Genomic DNA, 25,405 nt, shown 5'->3' on the forward strand with positions numbered 1-25,405 from the left:
TATTTTAATAAAAAGTGATTATTTAATACTAAGTTAATAAAATTTTATTTATTAACTCTTATATGTTTTAATACATGAGATTAATAAAAATAATGGAAACTCTTCGCGACTAACGTTTTCCGCCTTCGCTCGTGTTCCTATAGATTTTTTGGGAGATACCCATTCTTCCATACTTTGAATCAAGAACCCATGTTTTGATAATGCTTGGGTCCAATAACTTAGGGGGAAATGAAAAGAAATCGAAGATTCTGAATGCTTTTTCCCCGGATGAGCAATAATGGGAATAGTCATTTTAGAAAGATAACGGTCGATCTTTCTTGAAAATAGCTTTTTATCTTCATCATAATGCCATGAAGAGACTCTAGGAATACGAAAACAAGGATGATTTAACACGATAAAGAATCTTCCCTGATCACCAAGAAGCCTGGCAACATTATCAATTGCCTGATCTGGAGCCTCCATATTTTGCAGAGATAAAATCGCCACAGCTGTGGAAAAAGAGTGGGAACTCTCTATCTTCAGCTTTTTCGTAAGATCAGAGACAAGAAATTCATGAGATCGAGATTTTCGCAATTTTCTTGCGATGGAAATCAAACTCGGGGAGATATCTATACCTAAATATCCACATTCCTTAGGGAGCATCCGTTCTAAAACCCCCTGACCACAACCGATATCTACCAAACGATCTTTTGATTTTAAATCGAGTAAAGGAAGTAATTTAGGCAGGATGACTTCCCTATGATAGTAATGCCCGTCACTCTGAACGATCTTATGATAATCTTCAGCTATGGGCTCCCAAGATGTAGACTTGGTATCTTCTTTCTTAGAATAAGAACGGTGCTTTTTATTGGAAAAGTGTCGCGACATGAGAGAGAGAATTTACTCAGAGACATAAAAAAAGGCAAGAAGAAGCTCTCTGCCTTTTTTTAATCATGCGATGACTGGGATTACTGTTCATATATTGGGAAGCCTTGATCATCGGTTCCTATGATTCTTCTGCCTCGTTGTTCTAACCGGCTCATGGTTACTGATGGAGAAAGTCTATAGGAGCTTTGCGCACCCCATCCACCATAGCGGTCCCCACTTGGATCTCTCAGATCTCCCTGATCTGCCGTTTCTGTGGTAGAGGTCAATGATACACGCCTCGTGTCCTCACTTACAGCACTCACAATCCGGCTCTCAACAGCTTGTAAGTTAGAAGTAGAACTACGTAATTGTTCAATTGAAGCTGATAGAGTCGAACAAACGGCTTCTAACTCTTGCTTACGCTGTTCTAAGTAAAGTAAATGCTGTTCTCTTAGTTGAGCATCAGATTGTAGCTGTTGTAGAACAGCGCGACTTTCCTCCACATGTTGTTTTAATGTCTCCATTTCCACTCTCAAGGCGCTCACAGCATCCACCATGTTCTTAACAGCGTCTTTAGAGAACACTCCTGTTAACGATTCCGCTAAACGCTCAAAAGGAGAGATTATAGTCTCAACTCGAGTACCTACAGATTTGAAAGCTTCCAAGTTAACCTTAAACTCTGAGATAAGCTCATCAAATTCTCCCGTACATGTTTCAAGTTTATTGCCGAAATCAGATAACTTCTCATGCAACTGTGTAAGTTCTGAAATTTGGTTAGCAAGATCCCTGTTTGCAGATACTAAAGTATCTACTTCTTGATGTAAGCGTGTGTTTTCTTGGCTAAATTGATGAAGTTGTTGTTTCATACGGCGTGCCACTTGAGAGGGGGTGCTATCCTGAATCACCATAATGACAATGACAAACGAAACAAGCATGATGGCAATCATTAAAACAAGAGAAAGAGTTGAAACAGCAACCCCGAATTGTAAGCAAATTAAAGCAGCTATACCCACCGCAAACAAAGAAACAGCAGAAATAATTTTAATGAGATGAAAAATGCGCTGAAGCACCGAAACCTTAACCTCAGGAATTACTAGCTTTTTAGCAGTTGCAACTTCTGGTGATGAAGGACTAGGTAGTTGAGTTGCAATAGGTATGACCGCACTTTTATCTGCTCCATAACCTTCAGAAGTAGATAAGGAGTTACTCAATAGCACTGTGCTTGTAGCAGATTCTACTGGTGATGTCATAACTTAATTTCCATGTTAAAAATTTTAATTTCGCAGAGATTAATTATAATTGTTTATAAAATCAAGTTCTTTACAAAGCGGCATGCGATTGATATTTAATAGATAAAAAAAACGGACGCTGTCTAAAAGGAAATAGTGAGCCTTGTACCTTTCAAAGGCTCCTAAGATTAGTTCTAGATAATCTAGATAAAAAGAAATAACTCTCTATTTTTTATCTAAATCGAACAAGACATCTAGGAATTTTAATCAAAAGATGTAAGAATCTATGCTCTCCGAAGTTTTTCTTGTGGTTATCCTATCCTAAAGGATATGGTGAGATAAATAATTTTCTAGTTACACCTTAAGAAGCTTCTTTATAATTTTGATCTGTTCGCAATAGGCTATAGGTGAATAAAAAACAACGTCAGAAGACATTAATCGCCCCCTCAATTATGGGAGGAGACCTTGCTTGCATAGGTGCAGAGGCAAAAAGAATAGAAGAATCGGGTGCAGACCTTATCCATATTGATGTTATGGATGGTCATTTCGTACCCAATCTGACTTTTGGTCCAGGAGTCATCGCAGCAATCAATAGATCTACAGACATCTTTTTAGAAGTGCACGCTATGATCTACACTCCGTTTGATTTTGTAGAGGAATTTGTAAAATCAGGTGCAGATCGTATCATCGTACATTTCGAAGCCTCTGAAGATCTTAAAGAGTTGTTATCTTATATTAAAAAATGTGGAATACAAGCGGGGTTAGCTTTTTCTCCAGAAACCTCTATAGAATTCATACCTCCCTTCCTCCCTTTTTGTGATGTCATACTATTAATGTCTGTGCGCCCAGGATTTTGTGGTCAGGGTTTTATTCCGGATATTCCAGACAAAATCCGCTTTACAAAACAGGCAATAAAAACCATGGGGTTAGAAGATTCTTGCTTAATTGAGGTTGATGGGGGAATTAACGAGACTTCCGCAAAACTATGTCGTGAAGCAGGTGCAGATATTTTAGTGGCTGCATCTTACATGTTCGAAAAGAACGAACAGACTATGGAAGAAAAAGTTTTGCTACTTCGAGGAGAAAATCATGGTATTAAGTAGCCAGCTCTCTGTGGGAATGTTTATTTCCACAAAAGACGGTCTTTATAAAGTCGTAGCGGTTTCTAAAGTAACAGGCAATAAAGGGGAATCTTTTATCAAAGCTTCGTTAAAATCTGCTGATTCCGAAGTGATTGTTGAAAGAAATTTTAAAATTGGCCAAGAAATAAAAGAAGCCCAGTTTGAATCCAGAAATCTTGAATATCTATATATTGAGGACGACCACTTTCTTTTCCTTGATTTGGGAAATTATGAAAAAATCCATATCACCAAAGAAATCATGAAGGATAATTTTTTATTCTTAAAAGCAGGAGTCACCGTTTCTGCCTTGGTTTATGATAATGTTGTTTTTTCTATAGAGTTGCCTCACTTCTTAGAGTTAATGGTGTCTAAAACAGATTTCCCCGGGGATTCACTTTTGATTACCGGTGGTACAAAAAAAGCTTTATTAGAAACAGGCATCGAAATTACAGTACCTCCTTTCATAGAAATTGGGGATATTATAAAAATTGATACGCGTACGTGTGAATATATTCAACGCGTCTAACTTCAGGCTGAGAAGGTAAGAGAAAATACATATGGATTTAAAGCAAATAGAAAAGCTCATGATTGCTATGGGACGTAATAGCATGAAGCGTTTTGTGATAAAACGTGAAGGGCTAGAGCTTGAATTAGAAAGAGACACAGGAGATAAACCTAATCAAGAACCCGTGTTTTATGACAGTAGGTTATTTGCAGGTTTTTCTCAGGAGCGCCCTATTCCTACGGATCCAAATAAAACAATCGCTAAAGATGTTGCTCCTGAAAAAACAGAAACTGAATCCCAACAAGCTCTTGGGGATTTTATTAGCTCTCCATTAGTAGGAACATTTTATAGTTCTCCTTCTCCAGACTCCCCATCTTTTGTTAAGCCTGGCGATGTCGTTTCTGAAGATACGATTGTTTGTATCGTAGAAGCTATGAAAGTTATGAATGAAGTTAAAGCTGGTATGTCCGGCCGCGTTGTTGAAGTTCTCATCGCCAACGGTGACGCAGTACAATTTGGATCTAAGTTATTTCGTATAGTTAAAGCTGAGTAATGAAAAAAGTCTTAATAGCTAATCGTGGGGAAATTGCAGTACGTATTATACGTGCTTGTCATGATCTAGGATTGGCCACAGTTGCAGTATATTCCCTGGCAGATCAAGAAGCTTTACACGTGCTCCTAGCAGACGAAGCCGTGTGTATAGGAGAGCCTCAAGCTGCTAAATCCTACTTAAAAATATCGAATATCTTAGCTGCTTGTGAAATTACAGGAGCAGATGCTGTCCACCCTGGCTACGGTTTTCTAAGTGAAAATGCAAATTTCGCTTCCATATGCGAAAGCTGTGGTCTGACTTTTATTGGTCCTAGCTCAGAATCTATAGCGACAATGGGAGACAAAATAGCAGCAAAACAGCTCGCTAAGAAAGTGAAATGTCCTGTAATTCCTGGCTCTGAAGGTATTATTAAGGATGAAGCTGAAGGATTAAAAATTGCTGAGAAGATCGGTTTCCCCATAGTCATCAAAGCTGTTGCTGGGGGAGGCGGTCGCGGTATCCGTATTGTTAAAGAAAAAGATGAGTTTTTCAGAGCTTTTTCAGCAGCAAGAGCGGAAGCAGAGGCAGGATTTAATAACCCCAATGTCTATATTGAGAAGTTTATTGAAAACCCCAGACATCTAGAAGTCCAAATCCTTGGAGATAAACATGGGAACTATGTGCATCTAGGCGAAAGAGATTGCACAGTACAAAGGCGTAGGCAGAAACTCATTGAAGAGACTCCAAGTCCTATACTTACCCCGGAACTCCGTGCAAAAGTAGGGAAAGTCGCGGTTGATTTAGCAAGAAGTGCAAACTACCACTCCGTAGGCACAGTAGAATTTTTATTAGATAAAGATAAGAAATTCTATTTCATGGAAATGAATACGCGTATTCAAGTGGAGCATACTATCACTGAAGAAGTTACAGGTATAGATCTTCTCAAAGAGCAAATTTATGTAGCTATGGGGAATAAACTTACTTGGAAACAAAAAAACATTGTTTTCAAAGGGCACGTCATACAATGCCGTATTAATGCTGAGGATCCTAGCAACAATTTTGCACCTTCTCCAGGGCGTTTAGACTACTATCTTCCACCAGCAGGTCCTTCTATACGTCTAGATGGAGCTTGCTACAGCGGCTATGCCATTCCTCCTTATTACGATTCTATGATTGCTAAAGTGATTTCTAAAGGAAAGAATCGAGAAGAAGCTATAGCTATTATGAAACGTGCTCTGAAAGAATTTCATATTGGAGGCGTCCACTCCACAATTCCTTTCCATCAATTCATGTTGGATAACCCTAAATTCATTAACTCAGATTATGATATCAACTATGTTGATCATCTTCTTTCCCAGGGGAATTCCTTATTCTAAGAAATTCTTTAAAAGTTCTTGTGTCTAGATATCCCTTCTCTAGACTCCTTAGTCTTTGTTAATTAAAATGTTAAAAGTTTAAGAGAAGTGATTCTAGAAATGGGCACTTCATGCTATAATGTTTTAATTTCTTAATATTGTTTTCGTCTTTATGAGAATATCTACTAACTTTTGTTTAAGCCCTTTTAATCAAGAGCCCTCTTATTGTGACAAAATATTATCTAAATTAGACAACTACTTCTATTTCGGTGGGAAACAAGTAGAAATCGTCGGAAGAAATGAAAGAACTCAAGAAATCCTATGTATATCCAGCTCAGGGCGGCATGTGCCTATCGCTGAGAAGATCATAAAAATACTTTCTTATGTCTTACTGCCTATCGTATTAGTTGCCTTGCTTATACGCTTCCTTCTACATAAGGCGTTGAACAGCAAGGTCGTCCTAATGGACCAACAGGGATTAGGTACTCCTTGTGAGTCCTACTTAAATCAGGCTAAAGCTATTCGCAATAAATTTATACCGCTTCGCTATGCATATCGTAATGATAATAACGCCTTAAAAACTGCTCTCAATCGCGAAGGGTTAAAGGTTGTCCACTTTTATAGAGAAGAAACTACTAATCAGTTGCTTCTTACCATGACATCACAAAATCTCCCGAATATAGCATTTACATTAGCCATTCCTGTCACAACCGCTACGCCTGAGGAAAGAGAACAGGCGCTAATGAAACACTTGTGGAACTGTATACAATCAATCAATACCGCTAAGCGCCAGAATTTAGATCACCTAATGATAAGTAACCCTATAGGCATTCACTTAAAAGATGGGGTGATTATTCATTGTATTCGCGATATTCATCTAACAGAACATACTTTAAATAAACACGATGCTTCAACAAGTGTAGAAGAACATAATCATCTACAAAACGCTTTCAATGATCTTGTGAACTTTACCGTACTTACTGGATACCCAGGTAAAGTATTTGCAAAATCAGACAGGAAATTTGTCCGCTTGGACAGTGCTACAAATTCACGAGCACTTTTGATTATTGATCCTGGCCATGTGACAACCTATACGGATAAAAACAAAGAAAGAGAACAACGCGTTACAGCCCTAATACCGATACTTCAACACGTGCCTCCAGAATATCTCCAAGGAATGCTCAACCAAATTCCAAGGTCTATAAAATCTAAAATCAAAAATCTACATTTTCTATTATCTCAAGAATTTCTCGACAAGACCTTAGATATCCAAGCCCCTCTATTTACATCCGATCACGTACAAACTCCATTGTCTAATCAAGAAAAGAGACAATTAGTACAGGACTTCCTCAATTTCATAGCCAGAAGAGCCGTCGTTCAAAACACTGCAGGTCGCAAGATGATAGTCTTCTATAAGGGCAATCCTGGAGAAGGAGAGGCTACTCTAATGAATCAATATAATAACTGCGGATCCATGTTCTATAAACCTGAAGGGACTCAAGAAAAATGTCTAGGGGAGAGCCTCATGGATCAGCTTATTGCTATAGGTATCTTTTCTAGTTACGAAAGTACTGAGAACATGATTTGTGCTTACTTTGATTAAATCTGTCGATTCACAAGAGGAAAATAAACAACTATGGTAACTAAGAGGATGAACATTTTGCCTTTAAACATACTTAAAGACACACCTGTAATTAAAGTAAAAGAACCCCCAAAAATATCATGTTAAACTCTGTAACATTTTCTCCACTCTATTCTCCCAGTCGGGTAGAAAGGTTCTCTGCTGCTCTAGACTCATATTTCTATCTAGGTGGTAAACAAACAAAAGTTATAGATAAATCATCCGAACTGGGGATCAGACTTGTTACTCAACATGAAACAAGAGCAATATCTACCGTTGAAAAAATACTAAAAATATTCTCTTGGATCTTTATTCCTATTACCATCACGGCATGGTTACTACGCTTAGCCCTACATCTATATCTACATATTGCGTATCCCTGTATATATCTTGACGCTGCTTTACCAGAAGCGCTTCAGAAAGATATTTTTATTACATGTCAAAAAATCTCACATACCCTAAACACAAAAACGATTCTCACAACAGAAGCAGATGCTTACCAAGAGCTCTCTAACGAAGGTATTACGTTACTAAAGCCTCAAGAAGAATTCTTAAATGTGCTCCCTGAGAGATTTTACCTAGATTCTCGTGAATCTTATACCTTCTATTTTCTAGGACGCCGAGATAAAATTGACACTCATAGTTTAGACCTTTACAACCTAATTCAATTAGGAAGAAATTTTATTGCTGGGTATGGATTAACAAATAAAAACGTAAAGAAGTCCATAGCAATATGTTTAAAAGACAGATTCGGAATTACAGCAAAAATTACGAGTCTTCCAAAACAAAATCAGGCGCTATACCAAGGTCTCAAAGCAGAATTCCGCTTTGATAACTATCCTAATTATGTTTGCACATTGAAGGATAATACCATAAGTATGCGTAGGGTAGTAAATTCATATGCAGAGGAGTTAGAAGTATCTGCTATTGCTACCTTTGTGAAAAATGTTCTAGAAGCACGCTATTTAGAAAAAAGAGATAGCTCTCATATATCTTGGCCTAAGTATGTGGGTTGTGACATGGGCGCAAGGGTAGTCATTCTCGATGATGAGGAGGAACACAAGGAGATTATCACCTCAACCCCTGAAGGGGATACTACAACTAATCTGAGATACTTCTCTTCAAAATCTTTTGTAGAGTGCTATCATAATATGAAAAAAAGAAACTTAGTTCCTTATATTTTAGGGAAGAATGCCGTATTTAAACATCATCAAAATAGATACCAACTGATTATGAATGAAGTTGGAAGCAGCCTACCTGTTGAAGATGTAGATAAAAGCACAAAACATGTAATGTCTGCCTTTTTAAGACAAGTTCCCAGTGCTTTCCTTAAGGATGTATTACGAGAAGCAACCGCACAAGAAGTTACTGTTGCCTTACCTTCTTTAGATATTAAGAAAATTGCCCGATCTCTAGATCTGGATCAAGTTATAATTCCAAAAAGCCATATTCTTATACATAAGCCTCTATTACGAGGTCTCTCTAGTAAAGAAATTAAACTAGAATTAGCTATTGAATTCATTCAACAATTTTTATCTCCTGCACATTCAAGTCGTGAAGAAGTATTCATTCCTTATAGACAAGAGTATTCTCCAAACTCTCCATCTAGTATGACAATCTGGGGATGTCTTTCTAATACAATAAATAACAATTTGATAAATTCTATACTTATGTAATTAGTAGAAATGCATGTGATTGAAAGATTTACAGAAGTATATCGGGGAGTATTTGTACGGGTAAGTAGACTTTAGACAAAGAAACCCCTGTATCTATCTATTCTCAAATACTGGAGTCATTACTTACTTCTTATTCTAAAAAAAATAGGTATCCTGATTAACAGAATACCCATCCTTCACTATATAGAAGCATCAAATAGATATATTTTAAGTTGGAGTAGTTCCTGGGTGTCCGAAGCTACGACGGCTAGTGTCAGGCGTTGAATGCCTAATTAAACGACCCTCTCTTTGAACAGCTTCTTGTTCATTACCAATATACCAGCGAGCCTGCTGACAGAAGCAATTGTATAGGGACCTCCACTGAAACTCAGGAGTTCCTTCTTGGTAGAATCTATCTCGTCTACTTGCAATATCTGCATCCGAAACATCATTTTGGCTGTACATATGTAAATGTCTTAATAAAGAGTAGGAAATTGACATCTGATAAAATGTTTTATAATAAGCAGACTCTTGTCGGGATAAAGCTTCTAAATTTGAAGTAACTTCTGGGAACCTTTCCCTGTATGCTTCTAAATCTCTGAGGGAGTACATACTCACAGCAAAAGAGAGTTCCATTAACTCTGTAACTGCATTTATAAGAACTGGATCTCTAGAAGCTGCATCATCAGGGAAAGCCACTCGACCATTTTGATCGGTATGCAATAATTCTAAGACCTCATTATTTTTCCTGCTTTTTAAAGAAAGTAAATGAGAAATATCGGGATTGACTGGCTCTCGTAAACCTCCCCAATTTGGGGGTTGCAGCGTATCTCGTTCTTGATTAAGTTTCTGCATTACATTATCTAAAGCAGCTCTTCCTTCAGCAGTTAATTCGGGACATGGTTGTAGCCCTATTCCAGATCCAGGAATAAATTGTTTTGATCTAATAAAAGCGGTAGCAGCAACTAAACCCATTACAGCAAGAACAATACCACCGAAAATTAATAAGCCTAAACCAGCACTTCCAGCCAGTCCTAAGCCACCAACTACCATAAGAATTATAGGAATGGCGACCGCTAAAACAGCCAGGCTTATTTTCAATGACTTAGAGCGACAAACCCCTTGACTTGTTTCACTATTGTTTGTTAAGTTTGCGCAGTTGCATAACCTACTCAAATTTATCATATTTTACCCATTTGGATGAAAGAAAGGAACGAGCGTAATATTTTACGCTTTAGTGTATTTAAAAGCAAGTTTAAAATGGGTTTTACCTCGCCGGATTTTTTGTTAATATCTTCAGGATCTTTGAGTTAAGCTAGCTTTCATGAGTTTATCCGGTTCTTCGCAGGGGAGGGGCTGGAGTCTTCTATCTTCAAAATGATTTCTTAGAAAGTTCAATCTCAACTAGGACAGTTGTTTATCTTTCTTACAATTTAAAATAAGCAAGTTCTGTAAGGAAAAGCCTTTTGTTACTTAAATTTTCAGACAACCATGACGTTGTCTGCTTACTACAAGCCAAAAAACCTATCACATAATGAGCTAGAACTTCTTCTTAAAAGTTAGGGGTGCGCCAGTGAACAACCACTCTACTAAAAGTATATAAATGGACTTTTGGGCTAGCAAGAACACCTAATCTTTCTAATTCTTTTAATATCCTCGACCCAAGTAAACCTCTTGTTTCAGGGTTCTCATCAGAATAATCAAAGAACAAAAGTTTTGCCCACAGCATATCTGGAGTCCCTAAGGGAATCACACTCTGTATTTGGCCGTTCTCTTTTTTCTCAGCTATATGAATTATGAAAGCTAAAAATAATCTAGAGAGCTTTTCTAACCCTTTTTGACTGACAGTATCCCCAGACTCCGTTTTTAAAATTTCTCGGCAAAGTAGGGGAAAGTTAATAGAAAATTCTGTCGCCTGTTCTTTAATAAAGGGGCTTTTTTGAACTTTCTTGAGTTTGTATATAGGAACCTTAATACCAGAAAGATCCAATTTACTAGATAAGCTGAGATAATTTACCCAGAAGTTCAGATTATCTATTTTTGAGGATGATTCAGAATCAAAAGTTATGAAACAGTCTTCTAAAGGCAAAGAAGAATAAACAAGGGGCAGATGGCGTATATTTTGTAAAAGCTCAGGATGGACAAGGAGGAGTTTCCTTTTATCTTCAGGGACCAAAGAATCCAAGGAGACAATACGACGCTTATAAGAGAGATAGCTATGCAAAAGGAGTCTTATAGCTAAAGCAATAAGAGTAATGGGAAGGAGGAGAATACCGATAATTTTTAAGACCTTTTCATAGGTTGCCAAAGCACGGCCAGGAAAAGTTAGAGACCACGCTCTATTTAAAGGATCTCTACCAACTATGTAGGATTGTTCACCTCCGAAGTAAAAGCAAGAATCTAGAAAAGAAACAGTTTTCTCTAGAGGCGTAGGTCTGGAATAGTTAGAAAAAATGAAACAAGACATCTTTCCTCCCAAATAACAAATCTCCAATATTATAACATAAAGCGTATGAAAGACTTAAAATAATTTAAACAACTAAACTCTCTTACCTAGAAGAAATTATAGGTAACTGTCTTGAAGCAGTTTTAGATGATTTTATTGTAAAGAATACTTTACACCGCCTAACCCAGAATAAAGAACTGACCACCATCGAAATGTTATTTTAATGGGGATACAGGTTAGAAATTGAAGGTAGTATTTTTAGATGCAGGGGTTATAGGAAATTCTAAGGCTCTAAAAATAATTTTATTGCTAGGTACAAATTCTTCATCTTCATCTGTAGCAGAACCTGAGCTGCACTCTAAAACAACAGAGGACTTAAAACTCACTCGATAAACATGTTGACTACTAAGGCTCTGTTGGAATCCGGATTTAATTTTACGAATGGCGTAGACTTGTTCTGAAGGAATTTTAATTTCTGAGACTGCTTGTTCTATTAAAACTGCAGCTACAGTGTAAGGACCAATTTGTATCTGATAATTGAACACACCCTTATCAATCCCTTGAAGATCCAACCTCACATCTCTTTCTGTTAAAATTTGACTTTTGGCTAGACTTCTCCAAATATTACAGTAAGACATCTTATTAATGAGAACTTTGGCATCACGCTTATAAACCTTCACTACATCTTTAAGCTTCGGAGTATAGCTCGAAAAGAGTTGTCTACGTTCTACTGATATCTCTTTGGATTTTGATTTAGAAACTTCTTCTGAAAAACGACTGGAAGTAGGTGAGGAAGGGGAAGAACGGCTAAACCCTCCTCCAAATGGAGGTAGACCACTCACACAAAATAAAGAGCGTTCCACTTTGTCGAGATACGTAACAGTTAAAACTTCTCGTCTAAGGAAACAATTTCCAATCAACCTCTTGTAATCTCTAGGGAACTTTCCGGTTCTAAGTGATTCAACATAGCCTCCAAAACATGTACTCGAACCCTTAATTATAGAAAAGATAATAATGTTTTTTATTCAAATCACTTACATTAAATAATTTATGATTATACCAAGACAGAAAAAGATCAAAAGATTTTTCTACATTGCCTCATGCCGATTGATATTTGGTGCTAGTTTTCGATTGGTTTTAGTTTTGGCGAGGATTGAAAAGAATGGACGTGAGAAAATACCGATGTAAGCCCATAATTGTCCAAAGATAATACAGTTAAGTATCTAACAATTAATATCTTTATACTATGAGTTAATCCTCTGATAATATTAATTAATTCAACATAATTAATATTATCAGACGTTATGTGAACGCCTTGTATACACAGAGCGAGGCCAGTTCGTCCACCTCAACGGCGGCAATGTCGATACTCCTGATTGAAGAGTCAGCAAACACTCTCCTGTCGTCAGGTTAAATTTCCTTACCTCTCTCTCAGCTTTCCACAAAATAGGATCAGAAATAACAATTGGATAACCAGAGATCTCGCTAAGATAACGAGAAAACTCTGCATCACTCTGATGAACTCCGTGTTCTCTCAATTCTGACCAAGTAAGTAACCGTAATGCTTGAGAGAATTCTCTATTATCCAGGCAATCAAAAGGTAGAAATACAGCAGAATGGTTATTGGGATTATAGAAAGCATTCCCAAAAGACTTCATCCATCTGGATAATCTATTTCCCTTCTCTCCTGTTGTCAAATCTTGTAATGTCAACACTTGCTCTAAAGTCAGAGACCTTAAAAGACGCACTCCACGCAAAGAAAACCCATGTTTTGCTAACAACAGCAGATATTTTGCAAAATGTTCTTCCTTGAGCTTAAGCTTGATAAGCACAGATTCTCGGCTGCGAGAGACGTATTGACAATAGCGAACAAACAACGAACTTACAATCTCTTTATTTTTCTCCCAAGCATCTACATCTGCGTAATAAACAAGATAACTGTACTCAACATCCGACATGATCTCGGCGACTACCCAGAAAACAGGAGAAAAAATAGTGATCGGTTCATCTGAAAAACCTAAGCGAGAAACCCAATATGCGGACAGGGAAGCCCGAGATTGCCAAGCTTCTCGAGGAAGAGGACATAGTAAAAAAAGATTTCTTTCTAGGGCGCATACATCGCAGAATTTTGACAGCCATAAAAATGGACAATAAGATAGTAAAGTGTCCTTAAATTTGTTTTGGATAAGAGATAGCGACTCGATGTCTCTAATTCTATCTATACCGAAATCGGTGATCTTCTCCCTAAGAGACCGAGATAAGGTGTTTAATGACAGAGAGGAATGGATATACTTCAGATGACCCATAAACTCGTCAAATTCTTCAAAGCTCAAGTGTTGCTCTACTAGCAGCTCCCCTAATAACTTCGGGAAAGTTATCTCGAAAAATGGCAAGTAGATCTCTAGAAATGACCGTATGCGTTTCCTCCACCCCCTCTTCCCGTGTATTAACTAAAGTAATCGGATGAATAGCTACTGGACCTTGCAGAATTTCACGATTATTCTCAATACATTCACGATCACTCTCTTCTCTTTTAAGCTGATACTTCTGTAGTAATAAGATGTGTGTAATAAGTTTAACAACCAGAGCTATAATTACAGGTATAACTAAAAGGTATGCTAGTATCTTCATACAACTTTGTATGCAAGAAAACTCGGGCTTAACTACCCTATAGCATAAGGATCCACTCTCAGACAAATCTGTCACTTGAATTTTAGGACCACAAATATGAAGAAAATTGCCTATGCGTTCTATTATTTTCTCTAAATGCACAGGCTGTCCTGAAGATATTTTCTTTTCTATATATTGCGGAGAAAACGATACGGGTGTGAAAAAATACAGATCCACGCTACCTTAATCCTCAAAAATAATTCTATCTAAACTAAGTCCTTTATTATCAAGACCCCCACATGTTCCCCTAAAGAAAACGTGGTTTGACCTATATAAAAGGTCTCTAAGCCAAATACTCCCAAGCGTGCGTTTGTTTGTCTCCCTTGCTGAATAAGATTTTCGACTTCTTCCTGAGTCATACCATCTCTAACAGGTACACCCAATAAGAAATTCGCCGTGTTATCTAATCTGTCCCGTGATACCTCACAAGTTTTGGTCGCTGATGTCACGATATCTTGACTACCGTCATCCCATGTGCGCAAGAAACCGGGGTAATGGATAAAACTGCATCCGGGTATCTCGGTTAATCTAAATTCAATAGGCAAATTACAGTGATATCTGGATACATTATCTACAAGGATTCCTCTCTCCTTATACTCCTCTTTACTAGCGCAACCTCGAGAACATAATAGTTCTGTGGATTTAATTAAGAGCTTACGCTGTTCCGAAGATAATTCTACTGTAAGAAACTTCTCTATAATGTCCGCACGACTTAGAACAGGGGGAGTTACAGCCTCCACCAAAGGAATCACAGGCTCCTCTAGTTCTTGTGCTTGTTCTTGTTCTCGGATCTTGCCTGAATATTGCAAGTAGAGATAAAGCCTGACAATAACCTTCAACGCTAAGGCAATAATCACGGGAATAACTAGAATGACCAAAAGTGCTTTGAGACATAGAGAAGCTATTGAGTCAACTACTTGGATCCTGTCACATAACAAGGTTCCGTTTGTCTCTACAGATTTTACTTCTATACCTTTAGAACTTTGGAACAATATATCATCTAAACGTCCGGATAATTTCTCCAAAACAATAGGCCGTTTGGCCTGAGCCATTTCATCCAATGGTTCACTATGGGAGTTTACTCCTGTTTCTATTGAAGTAATTGCAACGCTCTGAGTAATTCTCCTCATCCAAAGTGCATCACTAAATCGGACATGTTGTATAGCTGGTCCAGAAAACATAGTTCCGGATCGAAAAATTGTATTACTATTTGCAATAGTCAGTATATTCCTTACCATCACTATTATATCTTGAAACTCCCGCCATTTACACTTGTAGTTAGGGAATTTTATAAGGAGAGCTTCAACGCCAGTTTCTCCAAATAGTATTATACGAGTTAAGTACAAATCTCCGGATGTAGAATCTAGGTAATAGGAAGCTCCTCGTTTAGCTAGTCCAGGAAGTTCATATTTTTTCATAGAGGGACTTATCGGTAGCCAACGGAAATCGTTCCAGGAAGTATAATTAGCTTTAGAATCTATCGTATAAGTAAAAATATTCGCTTTGGGGAAGCGAGGAATATGTGTAGGAATTTCCAATAGATAAGGGACATTTTTGTGATGTTCTAAACTCGTGACATGGTGAGTTGATAAGAATTCTGCTGCTAAAATTGCTAAACTGAATGTTTCTGACCCTAATTTCAACTCTAAATGATCGCGATACTTTTCATTAATTAATGGGATATAATCATTTGTATTTCCAGAGGCAATCCTTTCCTTTACGATAGTTTGGCTAAAGAAATCCTTAAATCGCAGATCGATACTTCCTATTCCATCTCCCCCGCGAACATAGAAAAACCGTAAACAAAAATCATTTCGTTCTATTTTTACTAATTCTTTCGCATACATCAACTGTCTAGAGAGTTCTGCTGTTTCATCACTGACACGATAACGCACAAAATCTTCTAGAATGAGAGAAGTCCAATATACATCTATCTGGCTACAAGATTTCCATCGACTTCGTGGTATCGCCTCTTTTGGTTGGATGCTTACTTCAAGTACAGCAGGTGATATCGTGCTATAGAAGACGATATTTTTACCGGACTTTTCCCCACCCTGGAAGTACAAATATTTAATATTATTTGCTGGTATAGTCACATTAAATGCTTTGGAAGGAGCTGTGGTAACCCATCTTAAATTTTCCATGCTTCCCATAAAAGTTCCTGACCATAACTTGCCAAAAATTAGAAAGTCCTTCTCCTCCTTGTTTTCTATACCTAAAATATGACTAGGATAACTTTCTTCGTCTTCGGAGTTGAGTAGGATAACAGCGTCATCCAAGTTCTTTACGCTTTCTATTCTATCAGAAACTAGCATGCTGCGTCTGTAAATAGATTGCTCCTCTCCTCGGTTTTGCACTAGCATGTCATACCATTCTCCTAGCTCACTACGGGCGTTATCGGCGATTTCTATCATTGTTTCTCTAGGCACTTCTCCGGACCACTTTAGAATGACAGGGATGTGATATCTGGGAGAAGAAATTTTTATCTCCATGCAATTATCAGCATCTAAAGGAACTTTGCCTGTTATCGAACTAATAATGAGAGAATATAAATCGATAACTGCCGAAATCGCGCCACTTGCCTTTAATCGAATCGTGATATTTTTCGACATAATCCGGGGAGCAGATTTGAGAATATACGTACACCCCTCTGCTCCCTCTACAACTACGTTATATTGGGAGCTCGTGCGAACTGAAACCATTGCATATGGATGGGGACGATAGGTGAATGATCTATCTGTGAAACTAAATACTACCAAACCATCCTTACGAACCAAGGTAAATGTATTACCGAATTCCCAAGGTAGTTTTTGCAAAGTTTTAAGAATACTTTCTGGGTACCCCGCTTCTTCTGGTTGCTCTGCTTGCCATTTACTATGATCACACCCAGTAATTCCGAAAATAAGGCGACTGTTTTCTTTTTGTACTAATTGTATTTCTACTCCATCCAATAACAATATCTTAACTTTACCTACCCAGGATGCGATACTATCATGTGTTGATGCAGTATAAATGTGTAATCCAGCAGTGGGATCGTCTGGCTGATAAGTAGGTATTAAAGCTAAAACTCCTCCCATCATTTTGATCTCATTAATTTTCTTATCCAAATTGATAGTATGAGACGTAGATGTAGAATTTAAGAAAATAGAAGTATGTTGAGGGAGATCGGGTATATAGTAACGACAATTCCCTCCTCCAGAATAAATGGCCCCACCACCTAATCCTAGATAAAAGTTGGTATTATTTTTCCCTGTCAGGGTATCGTAACCCCGCTCAGAGCCGAAAATAGATCCAAAACCTCTTTGCCTAATTGTTAGAATTTTGTATTCGTCGTCATTCTCACTGTTTTCATTGATTTTTACTATTGGTACGTCTTGTTCCTCTTTTCCAAGATCAAAAACCACAGAATACGGTGATGGTATAGCACGGAATGAGATAACATTATTTGCTCTTGGATCCCCCGTTAAATTATAAAATCCAGCACCACCAATTTGAACTACTAATCCTCCTACTCCCCCTTCCACTATAATCTTATAATCCTTGTAGGAATTCGCTTGTTCCATACGTGCTTTCTGATCTTCCTTAGAATCTCCATCCAAGAGACGTACCGGTAGAACAGTTAGAGGATGCTTTCCTGCAACGATTTTTGTTTGTTGTGATACAGAAGTTAGGGGAGGTTGGTAATAGGGTGAATCAGTCTCCATGACAGCTTCCCGCCACACAATCTGATTAGAAAGGTAGATCACCTCGGTAACGGCTTTATATTGGATACCATATCCTACAATGACTGTAGTATAAATTCCCTTAGGTATCTTGGGAATGTTTCTAGGCCAATAACTATTGGCGTGTCCTTGCGCCAATGCTCTTGTCGGGCTAATGCTATAGGCATAACTCAACATCTCACGAATTTGCCAATCCGTCAGCTCTGGATGATGACCAATCCATCGGTTAGCATTATATGATTGATCTCCTGTCAAAACCGGAGGATTTTGACTTAGATCTAAAAAGACATTTCCTAAAACATGATTTCCTGATAGGTCTAATATCCCTTGCTCAGGCAAACTAACGACAATGTCTTTGCTCCCCTGCTCCAAGAAATCTTTGTATTTCAACCAAGCTTCGTGACGTGATTCATGATAAGCTACATTCCGCGCAATTGCCGCTGCTCCCATACCAATTGCCGCAATGGGACCTGCTGCTAACATTAAGGCAGGAGCGGCGACAGAAGATAATGTAAGAGCGAGAGAAATAGTATCAAAAGCCACCTGAACTCGAGCTGCCGCATGTTCAAAGGAAGAGGCTTCTTGCGTAAGAATGGTAACACTATTATAGAGATTCCAAACACCCGCCACTGTTTCTAAAATAGGAAGTTCTAAAACCTTAGCTGCACTCGCTAAAGCTCTTCCTGCACTTCCTCCAACCTTTTGAGCAACTGTTTGCAATTTAGATGCCACAGCACTCTCTAATCTAAAAGTGTTTACTCCTGCGTCTGTAATAAACTTCTTGCCCATTACCTGAATGACTGATCCCAGAGTCAACTCAGACATAGCTTTAACATCCATGAACAAGTTGAACTTTGCTAACTCATCACTAGAGTGTCCTTGTTCTACCATGCGAGAATATTGGATTAGAGAAACTATGGACATACCCAAGTCTAAATCCAAAACCCCAGTGCCCGATAATTCGTTAAGCATCCTTCCAACACGCTTAAAGGAATGTGCTAACCCTTTTCCATCAAACGTGATAGTTTTTGATCGTTTATCAGAAGTTTCTATTTCTACTGTTAGATTATCAGCGTCATCAATATCTACTGTTTTGATCTTTGCTTTATCATTATCAGTAATGGATATGGATTTCAGTTTCTTAGCAATAGCCTTGATCATAACTTGCAAAGATGACTGAATCCTTACCATGCTGTTCTTTGATGTTTGTATAAGAGAGGCAACTTCATTAGGTGTATCTGTAATTGCTCTCCCTTTAATTCTCTTGGTTCCAGGCTCTAAACCATGAGTTTTTAAGAGAGTTTGGAGCAAACTAGCGGTATCACTATCTAGTACATGCTTAGAGAGATAGTTATTTAAAACATCTCCATTGATCTTCAAACGACTCAAGTCGGATTCTTTCGTTGTCTCCGATATTCTTTGATGATCGACAGACCCTCCAATTTGATATAGAGTACGCCATGGAACTAGAATTTGACTGATCATCACACTTCCTCTTGCTGACATCTTCTCCAAAGTCGTGGATTGATGCTGAGAAGTTAATCCTAGGTCAGTGCCCAAAAACAATGTGTTTTCAAATAATTTAGAGTTAGGGATATATATTTTTATTTGCTCGTGCACACGTGCATAATCAGAAAATCCATAGCGCTGTTTTATCGTATAGGATTCGTCTACAATCTCACTTAAGAAATAAAAAGCTTGATCAACGGACGGAAAGTCGACATGTCCAAAATTAGGATCCGTAAACCTATACACACCTTCGCCCAGCTTTTGCAAAGTTAGGCTATGAGCTGGCGTAGTGATTAGGACACTTTTTAACGATGTGTCTTTAAACTTTTCTCTTAGCGTAAAAAGACTCCAAGACGCTGAAGAGAATACATCTGGAGAGTTCAAATACTTGTTCCCTTGCAATTGTAACCAATCCACTAATGCCTGACATCTATCTAACAATTGCCGGTCAGTTGGTGTTAATGGTAAACCTTCTCGATCTTGTTCCTGATATAACGATGAAACCGCCGTCAGATTCTCTTGGATAAGATCATAAGACGCTACATCTTTGGCTGACATGTATAACATTGAGAGCCCCATACACCGTCCCTCTGCACTATACAAAAAGGTCTGAGGATGCAGGTCGATGGATTTGCCCCCTAAACGGTTGGCTAAATCTGACCAACCTTCTGCTTGTGTATTGAAAAATTCTGACCAAGAAGATGAGGTATATTTTGCCCCTTCCACAATAGAGCGTATTGAGGGAATATCACGAGGAGCTGATAACAAATCCTTGCTTAATCCTCGCCCAAGATAGTCGTAGGGATTTACCATTGAAGAAGAATCTATAGTCGTTAACAAGGGACGACCGAAATTCTTATCACTATCAACAATGGGGCTGATTCCAGGAAGAGCACTAGAAATTAGATACTTCGATGCCTCTGCCAAGAAAAACTGTCCTGTTAATATCCTGTGAACTTCTGTCAAAGAACAGTAGTACTTACTATCTGAATATCTAAGAAGTGCTTCAATACCTTGATCGTTTATAAAACAATCAGCTTTTTTACTTTGAAGAATCGTTTTAGCTTTTTCCTCTGTCAAAGATCCTGAATGGATTTCTCTGTGTATTTCATAAAGACCTTGTAAATAAAGGTCCATAGTATAGCCGGCAGGGTTAAATATCCCGGGAGCTATACTCAACATAGTTTGTTCGGATTCCCTTCCATAATCAATCCCATAGCGAGCTCCTAAAGCTGTTACACTACTATCCGTAGGTGGAGTAAGCAAATTAGGAGTAGAGAATGATGATAATTTTTCTCCTAATGCTTCGAAGCCCTCCTGTTTCATACGATCCTGAACTTGTTTAGCTTCTGCACTGTTTTTATCTACAGACAGCAGTTCATATACCAAAGGCAAAGCTCGCTGCATATCATCATAGTCATTACTAAGCACGGATTTCATCGTATCTACTAATCGCCTAGAAGGCGCTGGGAATACACTTTCAGCAGATAAAATTCCTGAAACCCCAGAGCTCGCTAATATTAACCGTACAACACTTTGAAAATCTTGGAACGCATACCCCTCTTTTTGGATCCTCTCAAACAAGGGATGACCTGATAGATATTTATCTGCATTGAGCAAAGCAACACGTTCATTGCCCTCAAACTTCTTCATAAACTCTCGTATTCGTGAAGAAGCTTCAGTAACGCGCTGTGCGTATATTTTATCACAAATATCCGCATACCAACTATCCCTGGCTTTCTGATCACTCTTACCCAAGCTGTCATCTGCCACTATCTTCTTTGCAAAAGATAACATCTCACTCTTGAAGTCCTTTTCCGATAAACTTAAGAAGGAGGATAACAGTTGTTCATAATGCCTGAACAAATACCCTGAAGACACTTGGTATTCGATCTCGGTAATTTTACTTTGTAATCTTTCGTTTTCTGCAATCTTATTTGTAACATCTAAAAAATCTTCTAATTCTGGCGCAGATAATAAATCTACACTATCTTTAGCCTTAAGCTCTCCATATCGAGTCAAAAGCTCGATCTCAGAGTAAGAAGGAGAAGCTTGATCTACAGAATCAATAAAGTTAGCTATGGATAATAATCTTTCGGATATGGCAAGCATGTCCTTAAGGAATAAGGCACGATCGATTAAAGGACTTTCCCAGAGAACAACTTTTGTTTGTGAATCGGTATCTAAATATAACTTGATGGCCTGTCCTAAATCTTTCTCAAAATTACTATGCCCATTAGGGAAGAAATTCACCTGATTGGATATCGGGAATTTTACAGATCGCACAAATTCAGCTAGTTGTATCTGTAGAGAAAATATACTCTCCCTTGCTACTGGGTCTGAAGGTAGATTTTGCATTACAACAGAAAGAGCGTGATCTAGCTCAGCAAGTTCCCCTATGTCTAATGACAGCTGAGAAATCACATCATTGAAACGTTGTAATAATTCTTTAGGACATGCAGCCTTTGCATCTTCAGTCCAAAGTTTGGTAAATGCTTCCAAATCAATCGTGGACCGAGATATGCCCTTCACAGGCTTATCACTTAATTTTGAGGGATCAGAAAACAATAAATCACTCGCATCCTGATGTTTGATTCCACACCAGGTACTATCATCCGCGGGCGTTACATCATTCGCTCCAACAGTTATGGGATGTAGCCAATCGAAGCGTACAGGATTATCCGACACTCTTTTGTATGCCCCTAAGAAAGCCTCCTTCCCAAGTCTTTTCCCTTGATTTTCTAGGAAATCTTGCCCTATAGGCCCTTGTTCACGAAAAAATTGCTTCATCACCTTCACAATCAAATCAGGGCCTGTAATACCTAGAGTACTGACTGCACCGGGAGTGATCGAATCCTGACGAAAATCATAAAACAAAGACCCCTCAAGGTAATCTTTAACTAATGCACCTCCTACTTCAGACATAAGATCTAAATTTGAAAGATCTTCTAAACCATTAAACATACCACTCAACACGTTCTCTCTCAGAGTTTTTAATTCTTCATATTTTTCCCTCTGAGCATCAATCACAGCCTCTACTACTGCACTTCCTTTATGAGACATCATTAAGCCATTCAATCCTCGAACGTTCCATTTTTTTTCCCATTTGTGGTACCGCTGTAATATAGGCATAAAATCACGAATCACGTCTGAAGACATTTTTGCAAAAAGATCTTTCTTCTCATGCGACTTTGAGAATTTTTGTAGTTCACCTATTAATTGAGAAAGTTTTCTCTTTTCTTCTGCTGATATTTTGGACATATCCACCTCCTTAGCAATCTCCTCTATAGAAATTGAGCGAGAGCTAGCAGAGCTGTCAGTAACAAGCTTGAGAACAATATCGGATATAGAGCGTCGTATTTGGAGATTTTCGAAAAATGCGTCTCCTCCGACGTCATAAATTATCTTTGTAATTTCTGGAGAGTAGGCTGGCATCATATCCAAGTCTGCATAGATTCCTCCATGCTCGAGCAGCATGTACATTCTGACTTGATCTGTGGCAGCAGCGTAATTCCATCTTAAGAACATCTCCGTATCATAGTTATGGAGATTAGTTTTATCTCTCATGGATTCTAACTCTGAGATGTCCCTAATAATAACTTTTTTGCTTCCTACATCCTTATTAACTTTATCAACGATCTCTTGGATTGTTTTCTTATTGTTGTCTATCAGCTTCTTGTAATCTTCTATCTCTTCGTTTGAGAAACCCAGCTCATATTTTAGATACTCTATACGTATCTGATCAGATATAGAGTCGATACCTTTCATATTGCAAAAATTAAAGAAACTATCTTGTAGCATGACAGTTTCTTTCAAAAGGAGAGCATTGAAAGCGTCTTTAACGCTCTTATTCAATGCAACATAGGAGTCTCTCATAGACCGCATATCTTTAAGGTACTCATTTTGGAGTTTAGGATCTTTTGTCGAGCCATATTTACTCCTTAATTCATCATATCTCCGGATAAACTCTTGAGCACCTTCAGGTATACTTTCCCTCAGATTCTTAATCGCTGCAGTAAAAGCTATTTTTTTCAGTATGGAAGTAAACTTCGCAGCCCCATACGCCTTACTATCTACCCAGAAATAAAATTGAAAATTATCATATGCGCTCAAGAACGTCTTGATATACGCATCCGTACCATCCGGCGGTGCTCCAGCAACCCAAATCCCATGGATAAACTTCTCTACTTCCACTCGATGAGACTTGTACTCACTTTTAATCATTCCCATGACTTCAGAAGAAGCTTTATGATCTTTAGACAAATGAAGTTTCTTTTGAATGTCTTCCATAAACCGGGATTGATCAACTAGTAAACGTTGACCTACTCTAGAGTTCTTATTACGCAAACCTCCATAACGACTTATTGCTTTTTTTAAATTATTCACAGACTTCTGACAGGACTTTACCTGCTCTTCAGTTAACTGAAGACGACTAACGATATTCTTATCAGTAAGATCATACTTCTGTACAACACTTGCCTCTGGATCTACTGCTGCTGCGCGTTTCTTCCTAGACACACGATGATCAGAAGTTTTGTGGACCTTATGAAGATGAGATTTTGCCTTTTTAGTAATAGGGACGGACGACGTAGGAAAAGATACTGTACTTGTTTGCGATGGGCTCGACTTTTTAATTGAAGATAGGGAATTTCCCCTCTGCAGGTTTTCTGACCGAGGTGACACTGGAGTAGGGGTAATTCTCGCTGACTGTATTGTTGTAGAAAACAAATGTGCTAGAAGTCGCGATGTATTGTATAAAAGCGAAGTTTTCCAATTCCCTGTATGATGTGCAGGAGAGAAGTTACCCCCCCCCCCCCCCCCAACTTTTTTTTTAAGATCGTTGCGAATGCTTTCCTGAATCATCGCACCAATTTTCACAACATCTTCAGCAGTATTATTTCTTTTGATTAGAGAATTATAAAGAGTTATATCGCTACTGCCATTAGAAGAGGGCCATGTGTTCTGATGACTTGTTTCACTATGATAGGCAAAGCTGTCACTTTGATTGCGAGAAGAATGCGACGAACTAATTTTGTCGGGGAGAGTCATCGAATATTTATTTTACTTTAGAAACCCTGCAATTATATGTTTTTCATAAAAATCTCCAAGAAACTTCTTCTGATCTTCTTTACTCCGACTAGTTTACGTATCTTTACAATTCAGTAGCTGGGGTAGAATTGTTTATATCTCTCTCTATATACAAATTTATCAGTGTAATTGTTTAAAAAACTTAACAACCTCTTTTAAAACAAAGAAAATTAATTAATTTGTTAACAAAATTGATTATTAAACTATATAATATACGACAACTTTTTATAGAGGTTATTAGATGATTAACACAGCTATCGGCATAATTGGTATAGCAGCATTAGCCAGCGCTTTAGACGAATACGAGTCCTCCCTAAATCAGAATGACACACCACAAAGACCTGGCGAGTACACGGTTTCATCATCAAATGACGCAGTGTTTTTGCTCAGAGATATAGAAAAGTTAACAGAAGTTATTCATACACTTCACTTCACACTTCCTAGCTGGCTGATCAATGATATCAAAGATATCGAAAATGGCGCAAAACGTGTGCTAGAAGTTTCACAAATGCATGGTAACGATAATAGAACCGGATTAGGAGTCTTACAAGGGTTATTCGACAACTACTATCAAGTGCGTGATTACCTGAATAGTGTTTGCTATATTGGTGATGGAACAAACTGCGGAACAAGTCTAGGCAATATAAAATACTATGGATCGGCCACACATGTTCCCCACACTATTAAACAGCACCCATTCAAAGCAACATACCCCTCTCCTATACAAGGAAAAGCTAGATTAATGACTATTTCTGCCATAGCCATATTGTCAATACTCGCTTTAGCAGCTGTGGTAGCTTTAGGAACCTTGGGAGGGCTGTCTATAATTGCTTTGCCTATTAGCATAGGAGTTTCCGTAGCTACTGCTCTAGGATTTGTCCTAACCACCGCCATCCTTATAAAGAAGTTAAAATCTAGAGTAGTTACCGAATACCGACAGGAAATTATTCCCGTGAGCCAATATCCCCGTCCTATCTACTGGGGTTGCAGCAATTTTAATTAAAAAATTGTTGTAACCTTCAGCAATTTCGCTGTTCCTTACACTGAATACAAAGCTTGGTGTCCCAGTTGTTCAATTGCGTGAACAACTTTTGATGAACTATGTA

General features: G+C 38.1%; 15 protein-coding genes. 7 read left to right on the forward strand and 8 right to left on the reverse strand.

Going from position 1 to position 25,405, the window contains the following annotated elements; all coding sequences use genetic code 11:
- Positions 1 to 51 precede the first annotated feature (51 nt).
- Positions 52 to 867, reverse strand: a complete 816-nt coding sequence (locus G5O_RS07915) for a class I SAM-dependent methyltransferase (RefSeq protein ID WP_006343224.1) — start codon at positions 865 to 867, stop codon at positions 52 to 54.
- An 80-nt stretch (positions 868 to 947) separates the two neighbouring features.
- A complete protein-coding gene (locus G5O_RS07920; protein WP_006343225.1) occupies positions 948 to 2,096 on the reverse strand; it encodes an IncA family protein in 1,149 nt (382 codons plus the stop codon).
- A gap of 386 nt (positions 2,097 to 2,482) precedes the next feature.
- On the opposite strand from G5O_RS07920, the gene rpe reads away from it, so the two are divergent.
- The 6 genes from rpe to G5O_RS07950 all read left to right on the forward strand — a co-directional run bounded on the left by rpe (position 2,483) and on the right by G5O_RS07950 (position 8,885).
- Positions 2,483 to 3,178 (forward strand): ribulose-phosphate 3-epimerase, encoded by a 696-nt coding sequence (rpe, locus tag G5O_RS07925; protein WP_006343226.1) that lies wholly within the window; start codon positions 2,483 to 2,485, stop codon positions 3,176 to 3,178.
- Positions 3,165 to 3,722 (forward strand): elongation factor P, encoded by a 558-nt coding sequence (locus G5O_RS07930; RefSeq protein ID WP_006343227.1) that lies wholly within the window; start codon positions 3,165 to 3,167, stop codon positions 3,720 to 3,722. The genes rpe and G5O_RS07930 overlap by 14 nt, the downstream gene beginning before the upstream one ends.
- A 31-nt stretch (positions 3,723 to 3,753) precedes the next feature.
- A complete protein-coding gene (accB, locus tag G5O_RS07935) occupies positions 3,754 to 4,254 on the forward strand; it encodes an acetyl-CoA carboxylase biotin carboxyl carrier protein (protein ID WP_006343228.1) in 501 nt (166 codons plus the stop codon).
- Complete coding sequence (accC, locus tag G5O_RS07940; protein ID WP_006343229.1) at positions 4,254 to 5,609, forward strand: acetyl-CoA carboxylase biotin carboxylase subunit; 1,356 nt, start codon at positions 4,254 to 4,256, stop codon at positions 5,607 to 5,609. Before accB ends, accC begins: the two co-directional genes overlap by 1 nt.
- A gap of 151 nt (positions 5,610 to 5,760) precedes the next feature.
- Positions 5,761 to 7,191 carry a DUF648 domain-containing protein gene (locus G5O_RS07945; protein ID WP_006343230.1) on the forward strand — a complete coding sequence of 477 codons (1,431 nt, stop codon included), beginning with the start codon at positions 5,761 to 5,763 and terminating at the stop codon, positions 7,189 to 7,191.
- A gap of 119 nt (positions 7,192 to 7,310) precedes the next feature.
- Entirely contained in the window at positions 7,311 to 8,885 is a 1,575-nt protein-coding gene (locus G5O_RS07950) for a DUF648 domain-containing protein (protein WP_006343231.1), read from the forward strand.
- 207 nt (positions 8,886 to 9,092) lie between these two features.
- On the opposite strand, the gene G5O_RS07955 is transcribed toward G5O_RS07950, so the two are convergent.
- From G5O_RS07955 to G5O_RS07980, 6 genes are all read right to left on the reverse strand, one after another.
- Complete coding sequence (locus G5O_RS07955; RefSeq protein WP_013462677.1) at positions 9,093 to 10,049, reverse strand: hypothetical protein; 957 nt, start codon at positions 10,047 to 10,049, stop codon at positions 9,093 to 9,095.
- Between the two features lie 367 nt (positions 10,050 to 10,416).
- Entirely contained in the window at positions 10,417 to 11,331 is a 915-nt protein-coding gene (locus G5O_RS07960) for a DUF648 domain-containing protein (RefSeq protein WP_006343233.1), read from the reverse strand.
- 215 nt (positions 11,332 to 11,546) lie between these two features.
- Entirely contained in the window at positions 11,547 to 12,173 is a 627-nt protein-coding gene (locus G5O_RS07965) for a hypothetical protein (RefSeq protein WP_006343234.1), read from the reverse strand.
- Positions 12,174 to 12,605: 432 nt separating this feature from the next.
- Entirely contained in the window at positions 12,606 to 13,703 is a 1,098-nt protein-coding gene (locus G5O_RS07970; protein WP_014518383.1) for a DUF1389 domain-containing protein, read from the reverse strand.
- Positions 13,633 to 14,157 (reverse strand): DUF648 domain-containing protein, encoded by a 525-nt coding sequence (locus tag G5O_RS10410; protein ID WP_013747370.1) that lies wholly within the window; start codon positions 14,155 to 14,157, stop codon positions 13,633 to 13,635. The genes G5O_RS07970 and G5O_RS10410 overlap by 71 nt, the downstream gene beginning before the upstream one ends.
- Positions 14,158 to 14,186: 29 nt before the next feature.
- A complete protein-coding gene (locus tag G5O_RS07980; protein ID WP_013747371.1) occupies positions 14,187 to 24,260 on the reverse strand; it encodes a LifA/Efa1-related large cytotoxin in 10,074 nt (3,357 codons plus the stop codon).
- Positions 24,261 to 24,540: 280 nt separating this feature from the next.
- On the opposite strand from G5O_RS07980, the gene G5O_RS07985 reads away from it, so the two are divergent.
- A complete protein-coding gene (locus tag G5O_RS07985; RefSeq protein WP_006343239.1) occupies positions 24,541 to 25,302 on the forward strand; it encodes a hypothetical protein in 762 nt (253 codons plus the stop codon).
- Positions 25,303 to 25,405: the final 103 nt, after the last annotated feature.

The organism is Chlamydia psittaci 6BC (assembly GCF_000204255.1).
Classification (GTDB): Bacteria; Chlamydiota; Chlamydiia; order Chlamydiales; family Chlamydiaceae; genus Chlamydia; species Chlamydia psittaci.

What these genes read in the sequence shown, in the direction of transcription:
- G5O_RS07915 (WP_006343224.1), bottom strand. Translation starts at nt 867, where the DNA reads ATGTCGCGACACTTTTCCAATAAAAAGCACCGTTCTTATTCTAAGAAA.
- G5O_RS07920 (WP_006343225.1), bottom strand. Translation starts at nt 2,096, where the DNA reads ATGACATCACCAGTAGAATCTGCTACAAGCACAGTGCTATTGAGTAAC.
- G5O_RS07930 (WP_006343227.1), top strand. Translation starts at nt 3,165, where the DNA reads ATGGTATTAAGTAGCCAGCTCTCTGTGGGAATGTTTATTTCCACAAAA.
- accB (WP_006343228.1), top strand. Translation starts at nt 3,754, where the DNA reads ATGGATTTAAAGCAAATAGAAAAGCTCATGATTGCTATGGGACGTAAT.
- accC (WP_006343229.1), top strand. Translation starts at nt 4,254, where the DNA reads ATGAAAAAAGTCTTAATAGCTAATCGTGGGGAAATTGCAGTACGTATT.
- G5O_RS07945 (WP_006343230.1), top strand. Translation starts at nt 5,761, where the DNA reads ATGAGAATATCTACTAACTTTTGTTTAAGCCCTTTTAATCAAGAGCCC.
- G5O_RS07950 (WP_006343231.1), top strand. Translation starts at nt 7,311, where the DNA reads ATGTTAAACTCTGTAACATTTTCTCCACTCTATTCTCCCAGTCGGGTA.
- G5O_RS07955 (WP_013462677.1), bottom strand. Translation starts at nt 10,049, where the DNA reads ATGATAAATTTGAGTAGGTTATGCAACTGCGCAAACTTAACAAACAAT.
- G5O_RS07960 (WP_006343233.1), bottom strand. Translation starts at nt 11,331, where the DNA reads ATGTCTTGTTTCATTTTTTCTAACTATTCCAGACCTACGCCTCTAGAG.
- G5O_RS07980 (WP_013747371.1), bottom strand. Translation starts at nt 24,260, where the DNA reads ATGACTCTCCCCGACAAAATTAGTTCGTCGCATTCTTCTCGCAATCAA.
- G5O_RS07985 (WP_006343239.1), top strand. Translation starts at nt 24,541, where the DNA reads ATGATTAACACAGCTATCGGCATAATTGGTATAGCAGCATTAGCCAGC.